General features: G+C 29.7%; 13 protein-coding genes. 8 read left to right on the forward strand and 5 right to left on the reverse strand.

Annotated features, from left to right (window positions below):
* Positions 1-16: 16 nt before the first annotated feature.
* Positions 17-766, reverse strand: coding sequence for a pyruvate formate-lyase-activating protein (gene pflA, locus Q0776_RS09285; protein ID WP_298367493.1), 750 nt, complete (start codon positions 764-766; stop codon positions 17-19).
* A 100-nt stretch (positions 767-866) separates the two neighbouring features.
* Positions 867-3092, reverse strand: coding sequence for a formate C-acetyltransferase (pflB, locus tag Q0776_RS09290; protein WP_298367378.1), 2226 nt, complete (start codon positions 3090-3092; stop codon positions 867-869).
* Between the two features lie 436 nt (positions 3093-3528).
* On the opposite strand from pflB, the gene Q0776_RS09295 reads away from it, so the two are divergent.
* Both Q0776_RS09295 and Q0776_RS09300 read left to right on the forward strand, forming a co-directional pair.
* Entirely contained in the window at positions 3529-5304 is a 1776-nt protein-coding gene (locus Q0776_RS09295; protein ID WP_298367380.1) for a long-chain fatty acid--CoA ligase, read from the forward strand.
* 81 nt (positions 5305-5385) lie between these two features.
* Entirely contained in the window at positions 5386-7170 is a 1785-nt protein-coding gene (locus tag Q0776_RS09300) for an AMP-dependent synthetase/ligase (protein WP_298367382.1), read from the forward strand.
* A 19-nt stretch (positions 7171-7189) separates the two neighbouring features.
* Here Q0776_RS09300 and Q0776_RS17810 read toward each other — a convergent pair whose 3' ends face one another.
* Entirely contained in the window at positions 7190-7384 is a 195-nt protein-coding gene (locus tag Q0776_RS17810) for a helix-turn-helix domain-containing protein (protein ID WP_366139130.1), read from the reverse strand.
* On the opposite strand from Q0776_RS17810, the gene Q0776_RS09305 reads away from it, so the two are divergent.
* The 6 genes from Q0776_RS09305 to mnmE all read left to right on the forward strand — a co-directional run bounded on the left by Q0776_RS09305 (position 7368) and on the right by mnmE (position 12525).
* Positions 7368-7517, forward strand: coding sequence for a hypothetical protein (locus Q0776_RS09305; RefSeq protein WP_298367384.1), 150 nt, complete (start codon positions 7368-7370; stop codon positions 7515-7517). The two genes, Q0776_RS17810 and Q0776_RS09305, sit on opposite strands and share 17 nt — an antisense overlap.
* Positions 7518-7652: 135 nt before the next feature.
* Positions 7653-9362: a DNA polymerase III subunit gamma/tau gene (dnaX, locus tag Q0776_RS09310; RefSeq protein WP_298367385.1), complete on the forward strand. Its 1710-nt coding sequence runs from the start codon at positions 7653-7655 to the stop codon at positions 9360-9362.
* A gap of 34 nt (positions 9363-9396) precedes the next feature.
* Positions 9397-9978, forward strand: coding sequence for a tRNA-(ms[2]io[6]A)-hydroxylase (locus tag Q0776_RS09315; protein ID WP_298367495.1), 582 nt, complete (start codon positions 9397-9399; stop codon positions 9976-9978).
* Positions 9978-10631 (forward strand): HAD hydrolase-like protein, encoded by a 654-nt coding sequence (locus Q0776_RS09320; RefSeq protein ID WP_298367386.1) that lies wholly within the window; start codon positions 9978-9980, stop codon positions 10629-10631. Before Q0776_RS09315 ends, Q0776_RS09320 begins: the two co-directional genes overlap by 1 nt.
* A complete protein-coding gene (locus Q0776_RS09325) occupies positions 10624-11064 on the forward strand; it encodes a DUF4268 domain-containing protein (RefSeq protein ID WP_298367387.1) in 441 nt (146 codons plus the stop codon). Before Q0776_RS09320 ends, Q0776_RS09325 begins: the two co-directional genes overlap by 8 nt.
* A gap of 75 nt (positions 11065-11139) precedes the next feature.
* Positions 11140-12525 (forward strand): tRNA uridine-5-carboxymethylaminomethyl(34) synthesis GTPase MnmE, encoded by a 1386-nt coding sequence (gene mnmE / locus Q0776_RS09330; protein WP_298367388.1) that lies wholly within the window; start codon positions 11140-11142, stop codon positions 12523-12525.
* A gap of 118 nt (positions 12526-12643) precedes the next feature.
* Here the strand turns inward: mnmE and Q0776_RS09335 are convergent, their stop codons facing one another.
* Together Q0776_RS09335 and Q0776_RS09340 are read right to left on the reverse strand one after the other, a co-directional pair.
* The gene (locus tag Q0776_RS09335; RefSeq protein WP_298367390.1) at positions 12644-13303 is read right to left on the reverse strand and encodes a nitroreductase family protein; all 660 of its coding nucleotides are present in this window, start codon (positions 13301-13303) and stop codon (positions 12644-12646) included.
* Positions 13304-13464: 161 nt separating this feature from the next.
* Complete coding sequence (locus tag Q0776_RS09340; RefSeq protein ID WP_298367392.1) at positions 13465-16659, reverse strand: glycoside hydrolase family 2 TIM barrel-domain containing protein; 3195 nt, start codon at positions 16657-16659, stop codon at positions 13465-13467.
* Positions 16660-16664: the final 5 nt, after the last annotated feature.

The raw sequence follows: 16664 nt of genomic DNA on the forward strand, positions 1-16664 counted from the left end.
TTAACAACAATATTTTTTAATTAATTTTTACTTCTTTAAAATATTGACTTAATATTTTAGATGCTTCTTCCAATTCTTCAGGAGTGTTTTCTCTTGCGTCCTTTAATTGATATTCCCAACCTAATGCTTCCCATTTATGCATTCCTAATTTATGGTAGGGTTGAATTTCAATTTTTTCAATGGTTTTGTAATCTTTAAAATAACTTCCCATTGCATGTAACAATTCAGGTTTATTTGTGATTCCAGGAATTAACACATAGCGTAACCACATTTTTTTTCCAGATTTTTCTCTGTATTTAGCAAAATTAAATGTAGTTTCTTTACAACTCATTCCTGTTAATTCTAAATAGCCTTCTTCAGTCATATGTTTAATATCTAACATTACCAAATCGGCATATTCATCTAACAATTCTTGAGTGAAATGGTTTAATATTCTACCATTTGTATCTATATTTGTATGTATTCCTTCTTCCTTTAATCTTTTAAAAAAAGGAATTAATTCTTTGGATTGTAATAGCGGTTCACCACCTGAAACGGTAACGCCTCCTTTTTTTCCAAAATATGGTTTCATTTTTAATGCAAGTTCAACCAAATCTTCAATATGATATTCGGTTCCTCCCGAATTTTCAATTGTATCTGGATTATGGCAATACAAACATTTTAATTTACAACCTTGTAAAAATATTACAAGTCTAATTCCTGGTCCATCATGAGTTCCAAACGATTCTATCGAATGAACTCTTAGTATGTTCTCTTCTGTTTTGATAAGCTTTCTATTTAATTGTTAGTAGTAGTAATAGTAATTAGAAAACAAACCGAAAGGTTGAATAATCAACCTTTCAGTATATAAAAATATTTAGTAAAGTTTACATAGATTCGTGGAACGAACGTGTAATTACCTCTAATTGTTGTTCTTTTGTCAAACGTACAAAATTTACAGCATAACCTGAAACACGAATTGTTAATTGTGGATATTCATCTGGATTTTCCATTGCATCTAACAACATTTCTTTGTTTAATACATTAACATTTAAATGTTGAGCATTTCTTGAAAAATAACCATCTAAAGTAGTTGCTAAATTTTCTATTTGCTCTTCTTCATTAGCTCCTAATGATTTTGGCACAATTGAAAAAGTATTAGATATACCATCTTTAGAATCATCGTAATTAATTTTCGAAACAGAATTTAAAGAGGCAATTGCTCCGTTACAATCACGCCCGTGCATTGGATTTGCTCCTGGTGCAAATGCAACTCCTTGATTTCTACCATCAGGTGTTGAACCAGTTTTTTTACCATAAGATACGTTAGATGTAATTGTTAATACCGACATTGTTGGCTCGGCATCTTTATAAACTGGTAATTTTTTTAATTCATTATTGAAATCTGCAACAGCAGCACTTGCCAATAAGTCCACTCTATCATCGTCATTTCCATACTTTGGAAACTCTCCTTCAATTTCAAAATCAACAGTTAAACCTTGTTCATTTCTAATTGGTTTTACTTTTGCATGTTTAATAGCTGACAATGAATCTGCTACAATTGATAAACCTGCAATACCGTAGGCAATATTAATACTAGGATTTGTATCGATTAAAGCCATTTGGGCTTTTTCGTAATAGTATTTATCGTGCATATAGTGTATAATATTCATAGAGTCGTTATAAACTCTTGCAACTTCTTTCATGGCTATTTTAAAATTAGCCATTACTTTGTCAAAGTCTAAATACTCATCATTATAAGCTGGAATTCCTTTTACCATTTCAGTTCCAGTAAACTCGCAACGACCACCGTTTAAGGCTAATAATAATGTTTTAGCTAAGTTTGTACGTGCTCCAAAAAACTGAATAGATTTTCCTAATTCTTGGTAAGATACACAACAAGCGATACCATAATCATCAGAACCTCTTAAACTTCTCATTAATTCATCATTTTCAAATTGAATTGATGATGTATCAATAGAAACTTTAGCACAATAGTCTTTAAAGTTTTGCGGTAAACTATAAGACCATAGTATTGTAATATTTGGTTCAGGTGATGGACCTAAGTTATATAATGTATGTAAAAAACGGAATGAAGTTTTTGTAACTTTAGTTCGTCCATCTTCAAACATACCTCCAATTGCTTCTGTTACCCAAGTTGGATCTCCTGCAAATATTTCGTCATATGCTTCCATTCTTAAATGGCGTACCATTCTTAACTTCATTACAAACTGATCAATGTATTCTTGTGCTTCAACTTCAGTTATAACTCCTTCTTCTAAATCTTTTTCAATAAAAATATCTAAAAATGAAGAAACATTACCTAAAGACATTGCAGCTCCGTCTTGTTCTTTAACAGCTGCTAAATAAGCCATATAAGTCCATTGAACAGCTTCTTGAGCATTTTGTGCAGGACGAGCTAAATCTAAATTGTAATAGTTACCCATTACAACCATTTCTTTTAAAGCTTTTATTTGTTCTGAAACTTCTTCACGTAAACGAATTACTTTATCGCTCATTGGTCCTTCTATAGCTTCTAAGTCTGCTTTTTTGGCCTCAACTAATCTGTCTACACCATATAAAGCAATTCTTCTATAATCACCAATTATTCGTCCTCTTGCATAATTATCTGGTAAACCTGTTAAAAACCCTAAAGATCTAAATTTTTTAATTTCAGAAGTATATGCATCAAAAACACCATCGTTATGAGTTTTTACATATTTAGTAAATAATTCTGAAATATCTTTATTTGGTTTTAAACCGTGCTCTGATAACGCTTTTTGAACAACTTTAAAACCTCCAAAAGGTTTCATAGCTCTCTTTAAAAGTTCATCTGTTTGTAATCCTACAATTACTTCGTTTTCTTTATCAATATAACCAGCTGTAAAAGCGCTTACGCCTGAAACAATTTCCGTATCTACCGAACGAACACCATTATTTGCTCTCTCTTCTTTTGTTGCTTCTTTACAAACTTCCCATAATTTTTGAGTTTTTTCACTTGGCCCTACCAAAAAATCATGAGTTCCATGATAAGGAGTAACATTCTTTGTTACAAAATCTCTTAAATTAATAACATTGTTCCAAATTCCTTTTTTAAATTTTTCAGCTATCATATAATTATTATTTAATTTCAAATTTGTTTTTGATTTTACACCACAAAAATAAGTCATATTTAATCTATAAAAATGACATTTATCATTATTAAACAAGTGCCATAAGGTTGTGTTTTTTTTATTGTTTACTAAAACGTTTGAAGTATATAGTTAAGGATTTTATTTTTTTTATTTTTTTTTTACAAAAATATATTAGGTGTTAATTTTACACATAACAATGGTAATATTCAGTATTTAAACATTAGCAAATACATTTAAAAAGCATTGTTTTTTTAAGTAAATTTTCTTTTTTCGGAATTTTTCTAGATTTTATTAGGATATTCATATTTATTCTTAAAAATAATATTAATAAAATATTACCCTTAAAACTTAATAAACTATACTTTTTTGCAATTTCCCCTTTTTATCTTTATTTTTCATTATTCAATATATATAAATGACGAAGAAACCTACACGTTTATTTGATTTTGCATACAATCAATTAGAAAATAATCCAATAACTAATTGTTTTAATTCTAAAATAAATAATGATTGGGTTGCCACATCAACTCAAAGCTACATTAATCAAGCCAATACCATAAGTAGAGCTTTATTAAAGCTAGGTGTTAAAGCCAACGATAAAATTGCAGTAGTAACAACAACAAACAGAGTTGAATGGAGTATTTTGGATATTGCTGTTTTACAAATTGGGGCAGTTAATGTGCCTCTTTACCCAACCATTTCGTCGAACGATTATAAGTATATTATAAATCATTCCGATGCAGTATTTTGTTTTGTATCTGATAAAGAATTAGCAAACAAGGTAAATGTTATTAAAAAAGATACACAATTAAAAGATATTTATTCATTCGATACAATTGACGGTATTTCTAGTTGGAAATCTTTACTCGAACTTGGAAAAGACACCTCAAATCAAAATACAGTCGACACTTTAAAAAATGGAGTCTTAGAAAATGATTTAGCAACAATTATTTATACATCTGGAACAACAGGCACACCAAAAGGTGTAATGCTTTCTCACAAAAATATAGTTGATAATACCTTAGTTAGTGCGAAAGCGTTAGACTTAGCACCTGGCACATACAAAGTTATTAGTTACTTACCTATTTGCCATATTTATGAGCGCTTTGCCTTGTATTATTATCAATATATTGGATATCAAATTTATTTTGCTGAAAGCATTGAAAAATTAGGCGACAATTTAAAGGAAGTAAAACCCCATTTTATTCCTGTTGTACCTAGATTATTAGAGAAAATTTATGACAAAATTATTGATAACGCCTCTTCCCTATCCAAAATTAAAAAAGCACTTTTTTTCTGGGCTTTAGAACTAGCAAAAAAATACGAACCTTATCAAAAAAATGGATGGTGGTATTATTTTAAATTAAAAATAGCCAACAAAATTATTTTTCCAAAATGGAGGGAAGCATTGGGAGGAAATATAAAATTTTTAGTATCAGGAAGTGCTCCTCTTCAACCAATTCTAATTCGTGTTTTTACAGCAGCTAAAATTCCTATTTTTGAAGGATACGGTATGACAGAAACATCTCCGGGTATATCTGTAAACGATTTTAGAAATAATGGATTTAAAATTGGAACAGTTGGCAAAGCATTAGAGAGTATTGAAATAAAAATTGCTGAAGATGGAGAAATATTGGTAAAAGGAACCAGTGTTATGCAAGGTTATTATAAAAACAAAGAATTAACCGATAAAACCATTATTAATAATTATTTGCATACGGGAGATATTGGAAATTTAGATAATGAAGGCTTTTTAACCATTACAGATAGAAAAAAAGAAATATTTAAAACTTCTGGAGGAAAATATATAGCCCCAACACATTTAGAAGGTACCTTAAAAGAATCTCGCTTTGTTGAACAAGCAATGGTTATTGGTGAAGGCAGAAGAATGCCTGCAGCTATTATCCAACCTCATTTTGAGTTTTTAACCCATTGGGCAAAACGAAAAGGAATTAAATACAACAACTCTTTTGAAGAATTAATTAAAAATAAAAAGGTTATTAAAAGAATTCAAAAAGAAGTTTCTAAGGCCAATAAAAATTTTGGTAAATGGGAACAAATTAAACTATTTGAACTAACACCAAATGTTTGGTCTATTGAAAATGGCAACCTTACACCTACAATGAAAATTAAACGACAAGTAATTAAAGAAAAATACAAGCACTTAATATCAAAAATGTACGCCAAATAAATCTAAGTTCATCGATACGGAAATTCTTGTAAAATCATATTAATTTTTATACTTTGCAAAGTACAACCAAACCAAATTATAATGTCAGTAGAAGTTACAAGATTATTTGATTTTGCATATTATCAACTCGAAAATTACAACCTAAATAAAGCATTTACAACTAAATATAATGGAGAATGGGTTTCTACTTCAACAAAAGAATTTATAAAAAAAGGTAACGAAATTAGCAGAGGTTTATTAAAACTTGGTATTAAATCTGGTGATAAAATTGCTGTAATTTCTACAAATAATAGAACCGAATGGAATATTTTAGATTTAGGAATTTTGCAAATTGGAGCAATTAGTGTTCCAATTTATCCAACTATTACTAAAGATGATTTTGAATATATTTTTAATCATGCCGAAATTACTCATTGCTTTTTGTCCGATAAAGATTTATATAAAAAAGTAAAATCTGTTAAGAAAAACATTCCTACTCTTCAAGAAATTTATTCATTTGACGAAGTTAAAAAATGTAAAAATTGGACTAAAGTTATTGAACTTGGTAAAGATGAAACATCTCAAGTCGAAGTTCAAAAAATTATGGACAGCGTTAAACCTGAAGATTTAGCCACCATTATATATACTTCAGGAACAACAGGAAGGCCAAAAGGTGTTATGCTTTCTCATAATAACATTGTTACAAATGTTATTGACAGTATGCCTAGATTACCTTTAAAATTAGGAGATTTTAAAGCTTTAAGCTTTTTACCAGTTTGCCATATTTTTGAAAGGATGTTACATTATTTATACCAATATGCCGGATGTTCTATATATTTTGCAGAAGGTATTGATAAAATTGGTGATAATTTAAAAGAAATAAAACCTGATTTTATGACTGTAGTTCCTCGTTTACTTGAAAAAGTGTTCGATGGTATTATAAATAAAGGTTCGGAATTAAAAGGTATAAAAAAAGCACTATTCTTTTGGGCAGTAGATTTAGGTTTAAAATGGAAGCCTTACGAAGCAAATGGGTGGTGGTATTCTAAAAAACTTAAACTTGCTAATAAATTAATATTTAGTAAATGGAGAGAAGCTTTAGGTGGTAATTTAAGTACAATGGTATCTGGTAGTGCAGCCTTACAACCTCGATTAGCAAAAGTATTTGCCGCGGCAGGAATGCCAGTAATGGAAGGCTATGGATTAACCGAAACTTCTCCCGTTGTTGCCGTAAATATGTTAAAAGACAACTTGTTAAAAGTTGGTACTGTTGGTAAAGCAATTGGAAACGTTGAAGTTAAAATTGCAGACGATGGTGAAATTTTAATAAAAGGTCCAAATGTTATGATGGGATATTATAAGGATCCCGAAAAAACTGCAAGTGTTATGACTGGAGATTATTTTCATACAGGCGATAAGGGAGAATTAGATTCACAAGGATTTCTAAAAATAACTGGACGTAAAAAAGAAATTTTTAAAACCTCTGGAGGTAAGTATATTGTTCCTGCATTGTTAGAGAATTCTATGAAAGAATCAAGGTTTATTGATCAAATACTTGTTATTGGCGAAGGTCAAAAATTACCAGCAGCTATAATTCAGCCCGCTTTTGATTTTGTTAGAGAATGGGCCAGAATTCATCACGAACCAATTCCTGGCAACAATGAAGATTTAATTGCAAATCCACATGTTATTGAAAGAATTGAAAAAGAAATTAAAAAAGGAAATAAAGGTTTTGGTAAATGGGAAACAATTAAAAAATTTGAATTAACTCCTGATATTTGGGGAATTGAAAATGGACTATTAACTCCTACTATGAAACCAAAAAGAGACGAAATTCTAAAAAAATACAAGCATTTGTATAATAAAATATATGAAATTGAAAACTAAAAAATAGCGCTTAGCTTAACTATCTATAAAACTCTAGTCTGTAATTGGCTGGAGTTTTTTTTGTAAACATTTTAAATTGTCTGTAAAAAAACGAAAGATTTGGATAACCTGTTTCATAAGCAATTTGTTCAACTGAACCCTCCGTTTCTTTAAGTAATTCACAAGCCTTACTTATTATGCATTGTTCACACGCATCTATGAAAGAATTATACAATGAAATTGGAAAAGATATTGCATCTGCATATCCTCCATATTTAATGAAAGAAGTAATTCCAAAAATAAAAAATGTAGTATTAGAAAGGTTAAATGCTGTTAACTTGGAAAAACTGTTGATAAAAAATATTTAATTCAAAAAAAACATAATACAATTAAGTTATAAGCAAGGTTGCGAATTCATATTCCGTAATCTTGTTTTTTTATTTAATAAAATGAGACTTTCCCAATTGTTTTTATATTTTTGTAACACAACGAAATTTTATTAAATGGAACAATTTATAGTATCAGCACGTAAATACAGACCCCAAACTTTTGAGGATGTTGTAGGGCAAAAAGCCATTACAAATACGTTAGATAATGCTATAAAAAGTAACCATTTAGCGCAAGCTTTATTATTTACTGGACCACGAGGAGTTGGTAAAACAACTTGCGCCAGAATTTTAGCAAAAAAAATCAATGAAAATGCAGGAGAAACTAGTGAAGATGATTTTGCTTTCAATATTTTTGAATTAGATGCTGCATCTAACAATTCAGTAGATGATATTCGAAATTTAACCGATCAGGTTCGTATTCCACCACAAACAGGAAAATATAAAGTTTATATTATTGATGAGGTTCATATGCTATCTCAGGCAGCATTTAATGCTTTTTTAAAAACATTAGAAGAACCACCAGCACATGCCATCTTTATTTTAGCAACAACCGAAAAACATAAAATTATACCAACTATACTTTCTAGATGTCAAATATTCGATTTTAAACGAATTGGAGTTATTGATGCAAAAGAATATTTGGCTAAAATTGCTGTCCAAGAAAATGTAAATGCGGAAGACGATGCTTTACATATTATTGCTCAAAAAGCAGATGGAGCAATGCGTGATGCTTTATCTATTTTCGATAGAGTTGTTAGTTTCTCGGGTAATGAACTTACTCGTAAAGCTGTTACTGAAAATTTAAATGTTTTAGATTATGATGAATATTTTAAAACAACCGATTTATTATTAGAAAATAAAATACCTGAAGTTTTAATTCATTTTAATACAATTTTATCAAAAGGATTTGAAGGTCAGCATTTTATAAGTGGCCTTGCGTCTCATTTCAGAGATTTACTAGTAGCTAAAGATAAAATTACACTAGATTTATTAGAAGTTGGAGATAATGCCAAAAAGAATTATTTAGAACAATCTAAAAAATGTGATATTAGATTTTTATTGCAAGCTATTGATATGGCAAATGATTGCGATTTAAAATATAAAAGCAGCAAAAATCAACGTCTATTAGTTGAACTAACTTTAATGCAATTAGCCTCCATTACTTTCGATGGAGAAAAAAAAAACAATAAACCCTACATAATTGCGGCTATTCATTTTCAAAATAAAATTAAAAGAAAATCACAATCTAAACCTGCATTAGTTAAAAAAGAAATTGAGCCAGCAAAAGTTGTACCTTCAAAAGTTGTAACTAAAACAACTGCGGAAAAACAAGAACTTCCAAAACCTAAATTTGAAGTTAAAACAACAAGAAGAAGATCTGCACTTTCATTAAAAAGTATCAATCGAAAAAAAGAGCTTGAAACTTTGGAGGTTGAATATGACCAGGTTGAAGGCTTACCAACTGATGATTTTGACCAAAATAAAGTTATATTAATTTGGAATAAATATTCTGAAATACTTAAGGAAAAGGGTAAAAAAAGTTTAATGTCTGTATTAAATGCAAATACTCCTAAAGTTGAAGGTAATAATATTTTATTCGAACTTCCAAATCATTTAATGAAGGATCAATTGTTACAAGGAAAACACCCTTTATTAAAATATATTAGAGAAGGTTTAAATAATTTTAAAGTTGATATTGTAGTTAAGGTAAATGAAGTAGAAATGAAAAAATATGCCTATACACCTCAAGAAAAATATGTAAAGTTTAGAGAAAAAAACAAGGCAATTGATTTATTGAAAAAAACATTCGATTTAGATTTATAATAATTAAAAATTAGAAAATTCATTACAGATTATGATGCTAGGACTACAGTTTGAAACCGAAACTTCTTGGGCAGAAATTGCCAAAAATAATTTGCAGCAAATCTTAACCGATCACGCATATGCCGAACAAAAAGCATCTGCAAATGCAACATCTATAATTATTAATTATTCTGAAGAAACAGAATTAGTGCAAGAAATGGCGCTTATTGCTATTGAAGAAATGGAACATTTTAAAATGGTACACGATATTATGGTTAAGCGCGGAATGGTTTTAGGCAGACAAAATAAAAATGATTACGCAGCTCATCTTCAAAAGTATTTTCCAAAAACAAAAGATCGTTTAGAAAGTTTAATTCAGCGTTTGTTGGTCGCGGCTTTAATTGAAGCTAGAAGTTGTGAACGTTTTAAAGTTTTTGCAAACAATATGAAAGATGAAGAATTATCTAAATTTTATCTAGATTTAATGGCTTCAGAAGCAAATCATTACACTACTTTTTTAAAATTTGCTCGAAAATATCAAGATCGAGAAATTGTAGACAAAAAATGGAAGGCACTATTAAAATATGAGGCCGATTTTATGAAGGAAAGAGGAATTAAAGCAAAAGTACACGGTTAATGAGCGTCTTAAACTCCTACAAAACTGTTATTTGGGATTGGAATGGTACACTTTTAAACGATGTTCAATTATGTATTGACATTGTAAATGAGTTTTTACAAATCCAAAATAAAACTAAACTTAACAAAGAAAGCTATCAAAACGTATTTGATTTTCCAATAGTTGATTATTATAAAGCAGCTGGATTAGATTTTGAACAAAATTCATTTGAAGAACTTACTTATAAGTTTATATATAAATACAATTCAAACGTTTTAAAACAATCACTTCACAACAGTGCTCTTGAAGTACTTGACTATTGTAAAAAGAACAATAAAAATCAATATATACTTACCGCAGCAAATGAAAAAGATGTTTTGCAATTTGTAAATAAATTTAAAATTGAAAACTATTTCAAACAAATTACCGGTTTAAATAATTACAAAGCTGAAAGTAAAACAAACATTGGCATTAAACTAATGAACTTAGAACAAATTTGCACAAATTCAACAGTATTAATTGGAGATACCACACATGATTTTGATGTTGCCCAGCATTTAAATATTGACTGTATATTAATTGCTGATGGCCATCAAAATAAAGAGAAATTAAAATCTAAATCGAGTAATAATACTGTTATTATGTCTTCATTAAAAGAATTATTATATGTTTAGCAAAGAAGAATCGGCATTATTAAGAAAAGAATTTTGGACCAGTTTTGGAAAATCCTTTCCAAGAAAATGGTTACTATACAATACACAAATTAAGGATTTTAATTTTAAGTTTGTAGCTAACAAATCAGAAGCAATGGTTTGTTTAGATATTGAATCGTTCGATAAAACAAAAAATGAATTGCTTTTTGAACAAGTTTTAGAATTAAAGAATAATTTAATTGAAGATTATTTACCAGATGCTATATTTGATGAATTATACCCTTTGGAAAGTGGAAAAATAATTCATAGAATCTATGTAAAATATAATGGTGAATTTAATATTCATAACAAAAATACCTGGCAAGGTGTTTACTTATTTTTTAATGAAGCTATGCATCAATTTGAAGAATTCTATGAAGATTTTGAAGATTTTATTAAAAGAGCCATTTATTAAAAAGTAGAATTTACTTGTTGGTTTTCATTTTATAAAGTATAAAATTCTCATCTAAAAAATCCCTACTTTTGCACTATGAATTCTATTAAAAATGATACAATTATTGCTTTGGCAACATCGGCTGGTGTTGGTGCAATTGCCGTTATAAGGCTTTCAGGCCTAAATGCTATCGAAATTGTAAACAAGCACTTTAAATCTAAATTTGGAAAAAAAGAATTAACTACAGTAAAATCACATACAATTCACTTAGGAAACATTGTTGATAATGACCGAATTATAGACGAAGTTTTGGTATCTATTTTTAAAAATCCCAATTCATATACGGGTGAGAATGTAGTAGAAATAAATTGTCATGGATCGGTTTATATTCAACAAGAAATAATTCAACTATTTATAAAAGAAGGAGTTAGAAATGCCGATGCCGGAGAATTTACGCTTCGTGCTTTTTTAAATGGTAAAATGGATTTAAGTCAGGCTGAAGCTGTAGCCGATTTAATTTCTTCAACCTCGGCTGCCTCTCATCAAGTTGCTTTACAACAAATGCGTGGTGGTTTTAGTACCGAAATAGAAAATTTACGTCAACAATTATTAAATTTTGCTAGTTTAATTGAATTAGAATTAGATTTTGCTGAAGAAGATGTTGAATTTGCAGATAGAACCGAATTTACCAATTTAATTAATAAAATTAGTATAGTTTTAAAACGTTTAATTGATTCATTTGCATTAGGAAACGTGTTAAAAAACGGAATTCCAGTTGCAATAGTTGGTGAACCTAACGTTGGCAAATCAACCTTATTAAATGCACTTTTAAATGAAGATAAAGCAATTGTAAGTCATATTGCAGGAACTACAAGAGATTCAATTGAAGACGAAATAAATATTGAAGGTGTTGCTTATCGTTTTATTGATACCGCAGGTATAAGAAATACTGAAGATTTTGTTGAAAATATTGGAATTAAAAAAACTTTTGAAAATATTGAAAAAGCACAATTAGTATTGCATTTAATTGATGCTTCTAAAATAATTTTTCTTGAAAAAAGTATTAAAGAATTAAAAGAAAAATATCCTTCTAAAAAAATATTAACAATTGTAAATAAAGCTGATTTACTAACTGAAAATGACATTTCAAAACTAAATTCTCAATTCTCAGATTTATTAATTCTATCCGCAAAACAAAAATCAGGAATTGAAGAATTAACAAATACATTAACGCAATTAGCAAATAAAGGTGCGTTAAGTAATAATGAAACTATAGTTAGTAATTCCCGTCATTTTGAAGCTTTAAATAATGCTTATAACTCTATAAAGGAAGTTCAAAAAGGATTGGAAGCTCAAATAAGTACTGATTTATTTGCAATTGATATTAGACAAGCTTTATTTCATTTAGGAGAAATTACAGGTGAAGTGACCACTGAAGATTTGTTAGGTAATATTTTTGCTAATTTCTGTATCGGAAAGTAAAATCGTTTCCAATAAATGATAATAAACTTTAAATTTCTACAGAAATACATAATTTCTAAAAAAAACAAAACCCAACTGAAAAAACAGTTGGGTTTTTAATTCATTTTAATTTTTAAGCTTAAAGCACTTCAATAATATCTTTCTGAGCTAAACGTGCTTTTGGCAAACCAAAGTTATAATCCTCCGACTTTTTGTGATAACCCATTGCAATAGCAAAAGTACATTCATAGCCTTCAAATTCTTTAGCAAAAATTTCACCAATAGCTTTGGAATCCACGCCTTCCATTGGAGTTGAATCAATTCCTAAACGTGTTAAAGTATGTAATAAATTACCTAAAGCTATATATGTTTGTGCCTTTGTCCAATTTCCATTAAAACCATTTTCATCTGAATTTAATTCTGCAAAAGCAAATGCACCATTAAGCATATCTTCTGCTCTTTCTTGTGGTAAATGACCCGATGAAACTTCAACATCTACAACTTTTTTATAATCCTCTTTGGTATAGTGTGTTTTATTTCCAAATAAAATACAATGGGACGCTTTTGTTGCGTGGTGTTGGTTAAACTGAAAATTGTTTTCGAATGTTTTTGAGAAGCGTTGTTTGGCCTCATCACTTTCAATAACTACAAATTTCCAAGGTTGCGAATTAATTGAAGAAGCACTCATACGCAAAGCTTCTTTAATCACTTGCATATCTTCTGTTGAAATACGCTTTGTTTCATCGTACATTTTGGTTGTATAACGCCAGTTAAGGTCTTTTATAATTTGATTCTCCATTTTTAATCTATTTTTTTAAACTTGTATTTACTTATTCTCTGTTTAATTGAGATACAAAAATGTAGCTTTTAAACTAACAAAAAAAGGTAAATTTCATATATAAAATGGTAAAAAACGAAGTTATTTTATTACCAATTATTCTTTCACTAATTTTTATCTTGTTAAAAAATCCTAAACATAAAACTAAACTCATACGTTTCTACTGGAAGTAAATACTGTTTTAATGGTATTGGACCACAACTTGCATTACCCAAGCCTAAAATTTTAGCATCTAAATTTAAAACTGTTTCGTTTCTGCTTTTTAAAAATGCAGGTCTACTAGCTTTATCCAAATCGCTTGCATCATAATGTAATGCAGAAAAAACAAATGGTGCATCTGCTTCAATTTTTAAAGCAGATTTCTTATTATTTTTGAAAGCTAACGCTAACCAGCGAGCATCTGAACGTGCTCCATTTTCTTGTGGAACTAAATATGGTGTAAATAAATCTGTAGCTGTTGAATTGTAAATTCCTAGATGTGCAGATTCGTTTCTATCAGGGTAGTTTTCCTGCGGACCTTTTCCGTACCATTCTACGTTTTCTAAACCTGAAACCAATCCTAATTTAACACCAACTCTTGGTAAAGTTACCATATCATCAAATCCTGTTGGTATTACTTTATTATTCATTTTAACAGTTCCGTTTCCTGAAATATCATAAACACTTTCGTGCTTAAAACTTCCCTTTTCAGATTTATAATCTATAACAACCTCAACGGAAACCAATGAAGAATTTACTTGTTTTGATTTTATTGAAACTACGTTTTGTTCCAAACTCTTCAACTTTGCTTCAGCCCAACTTTTCTTGAATTTACTATCATTCTCAATCGGTGAACGATACACGTTTAATTTTGGACCTTTTATTGCTCCACTTTGAGCAATCAGTTCTTTTTTATTCTTTTGAATTGATGAAATAATCCCTGTATTTTTATCAAAAATCACGCTAAAATTTTTCCCAACAATATCAATTTCACTTACAGTTTCTTTAACTGAAACTTTTCCTGAAGACTTTAATTCTGAAGGTTGCCATTTTTGAAGTATTACTTCTTCTTTCGCTACTTCGTGACCGGCTTCAGCCCAAATAGTCGCATTTTTTAAACGATAACTAAATTGAAGTACATACTCTGCGTTATCTTTTAACTGAGGTAGTTTTACTTCAAACTTTCCTGTTTTTTGTGGAGCAATATTTAATTCTGAAATAGTTCCTTCTTTAACTTTTTCTCCATTTTTCAGTAGCGTCCAGTTTCCAACAAAATAATCTAGATTTGTAAAGTAATATTTGTTTTTTATATGAAATTCCTGCTTCGAATTTTCATCTGCAGTTATTTCAATAAATTGTTGTGCTTTTTTAACTTCTAAAATTGTCGGTTTTATAGTTCTATCAGCAAATATAATTCCTTTGGCACATTCATTTTTTAATTCCAGTACATTAGAAAAATCGCCGTTAACAGGAAGACTATCTATTGGATGATAATCCAATCTATGACTTTCTCTTTTACTTCCGTCAGGCATTTTTTCATAATACGTTTGGTTTACCCAATCCCAAATATAACCACCAACAAACGATTTATTTCTGTCAACCACACGCCAATATTCAGCAAAATTCCCTAACGAGTTACCTTGAGCGTGTGCATATTCAATCATTATATATGGTTTCTCATATTTTGGCTCTGCCCAAAAACTCAACAATTTCCAGTGTTGTTGTTTATCATCGTCTTCAATAAATGGATACATTGAACTATTTAAATCAAAATAATTCTTTTCAGACCAACAATCTGTTTCTCTTCCATCATATGAAATAGGTCTGGTTGGATCAAAACGACGAATATAATCGCTCATCAATGCAAAATTTTGCCCCCAACCAGATTCATTTCCTAAAGACCAAAATATAATTGAAGGATGGTTTTTAGCACGTTCAACCATCGCCACAGTTCGGTCTAAAGCAGTTGCTAACCAACCAATATCACTACCTGGCAAACCATTTCCTCTAATAAAATAATCTGGAGATTCTAATGCTTCATCCATTACATACAATCCGTATTTATCGCATAAGCCATACCATCTAGGATCGTTTGGATGATGACTAGAACGAACCGCATTTATATTATGTCGCTTCATTAATAATATATCCTGAATCATTGATTCTTCAGATAAAGTTTTACCAGTTTCAGGATGTGTTTCACCACGGTTTACCCCTTTAATTTTAATTGGTTGTCCGTTAATACATACTTGTAAATCCTTTATTTTTACTTCTCTAAAACCAAAAGGACTTTGCGTTACTTCAACTGTTTTTCCATCTTTATCAATCAAACTCAATACTACTGTGTACAAGTTAGGAAATTCAGCAGACCACAACTTCGGACTTTCAATTTTAGCTGAATAATTTAAAATAGTTTCTGCTCCTAAATTCCCCATTCGCCAACCTAACGTTGGACTTTTATCTTTAGATTCAGAAATTATTTTTCCATTTTCATCATAAACTGCAATATTTACTTTGTAAGCTTTGGCTACTTCTTCACTATTATTCTGAATTTTAATTTTAGCCTTAAAAACTGCATCTTTATAAGCTTCGTCTAAACTTGAAGTCAAATAAAAATCTTTGATTTGTACCGGAGGTTTACTTTGTAAATAAACATCTCTAAAAATCCCACTAAACGTCCACGTATCTCCAGATTCTAAATAACTACCAGTTGTCCAACGGTATACTTGAACAGCCATAGTATTAGTTCCTTCATTTAAATATGACGAAATATTAAATACTGAACTTGTCATAGAATCTTCATCATAACCAACCAATTCTCCGTTTATCCATAAGTAAAATGCACTTGAAACTCCATTAAAATGAAGTAATGTTTGTCGGTCTTTCCAATTTTTAGGAACTTCAAAAGTGGTTCTGTAACTTCCTACCGGATTATCATCTGGCACACTTGGAATTTTAATTTTTTCATCTCTTACCAAAGCACCAAGTCCTCGATGTGAAGGCACTCCGTAACCTTGACGCTCCCAACAAGAAGGCACAGGAATAGTTTTCCAATTACTATCATCAAATGATGGTTTATAAAAATCTGTTGGTTTATCTGCTGGTTTTGCCACCCAATTAAACTTCCAATCTCCCGATAAATCTTTGTAATATGTAGATTCTTTATAATTTCCTTCTAAAGCCGAAGCAACATCAGGAAATACATAATGCGTTGCCGAATGTGGTTCAGTACCAACGGTATAAACTTGTTTATCTTTCCAAAATTCTTGTGCGTTGATAAAAATTGTTGGTGTTAGCAAAAACAACAACAAAATTGATTTCAATAATTTGTTTATCATAATTC

Source organism: uncultured Lutibacter sp. (assembly GCF_947495725.1).
Taxonomy (GTDB): Bacteria; Bacteroidota; Bacteroidia; order Flavobacteriales; family Flavobacteriaceae; genus Lutibacter.

Excerpts from the sequence above, each read along its gene's own strand:
- dnaX (WP_298367385.1), top strand. The coding sequence starts at position 7,653 with ATGGAACAATTTATAGTATCAGCACGTAAATACAGACCCCAAACTTTT.
- Q0776_RS09305 (WP_298367384.1), top strand. The coding sequence starts at position 7,368 with ATGAAAGAATTATACAATGAAATTGGAAAAGATATTGCATCTGCATAT.
- Q0776_RS09325 (WP_298367387.1), top strand. The coding sequence starts at position 10,624 with ATGTTTAGCAAAGAAGAATCGGCATTATTAAGAAAAGAATTTTGGACC.
- mnmE (WP_298367388.1), top strand. The coding sequence starts at position 11,140 with ATGAATTCTATTAAAAATGATACAATTATTGCTTTGGCAACATCGGCT.
- Q0776_RS09295 (WP_298367380.1), top strand. The coding sequence starts at position 3,529 with ATGACGAAGAAACCTACACGTTTATTTGATTTTGCATACAATCAATTA.
- Q0776_RS09320 (WP_298367386.1), top strand. The coding sequence starts at position 9,978 with ATGAGCGTCTTAAACTCCTACAAAACTGTTATTTGGGATTGGAATGGT.
- Q0776_RS09340 (WP_298367392.1), bottom strand. The coding sequence starts at position 16,659 with ATGATAAACAAATTATTGAAATCAATTTTGTTGTTGTTTTTGCTAACA.
- pflB (WP_298367378.1), bottom strand. The coding sequence starts at position 3,092 with ATGATAGCTGAAAAATTTAAAAAAGGAATTTGGAACAATGTTATTAAT.
- Q0776_RS09335 (WP_298367390.1), bottom strand. The coding sequence starts at position 13,303 with ATGGAGAATCAAATTATAAAAGACCTTAACTGGCGTTATACAACCAAA.
- Q0776_RS09315 (WP_298367495.1), top strand. The coding sequence starts at position 9,397 with ATGCTAGGACTACAGTTTGAAACCGAAACTTCTTGGGCAGAAATTGCC.
- Q0776_RS09300 (WP_298367382.1), top strand. The coding sequence starts at position 5,386 with ATGTCAGTAGAAGTTACAAGATTATTTGATTTTGCATATTATCAACTC.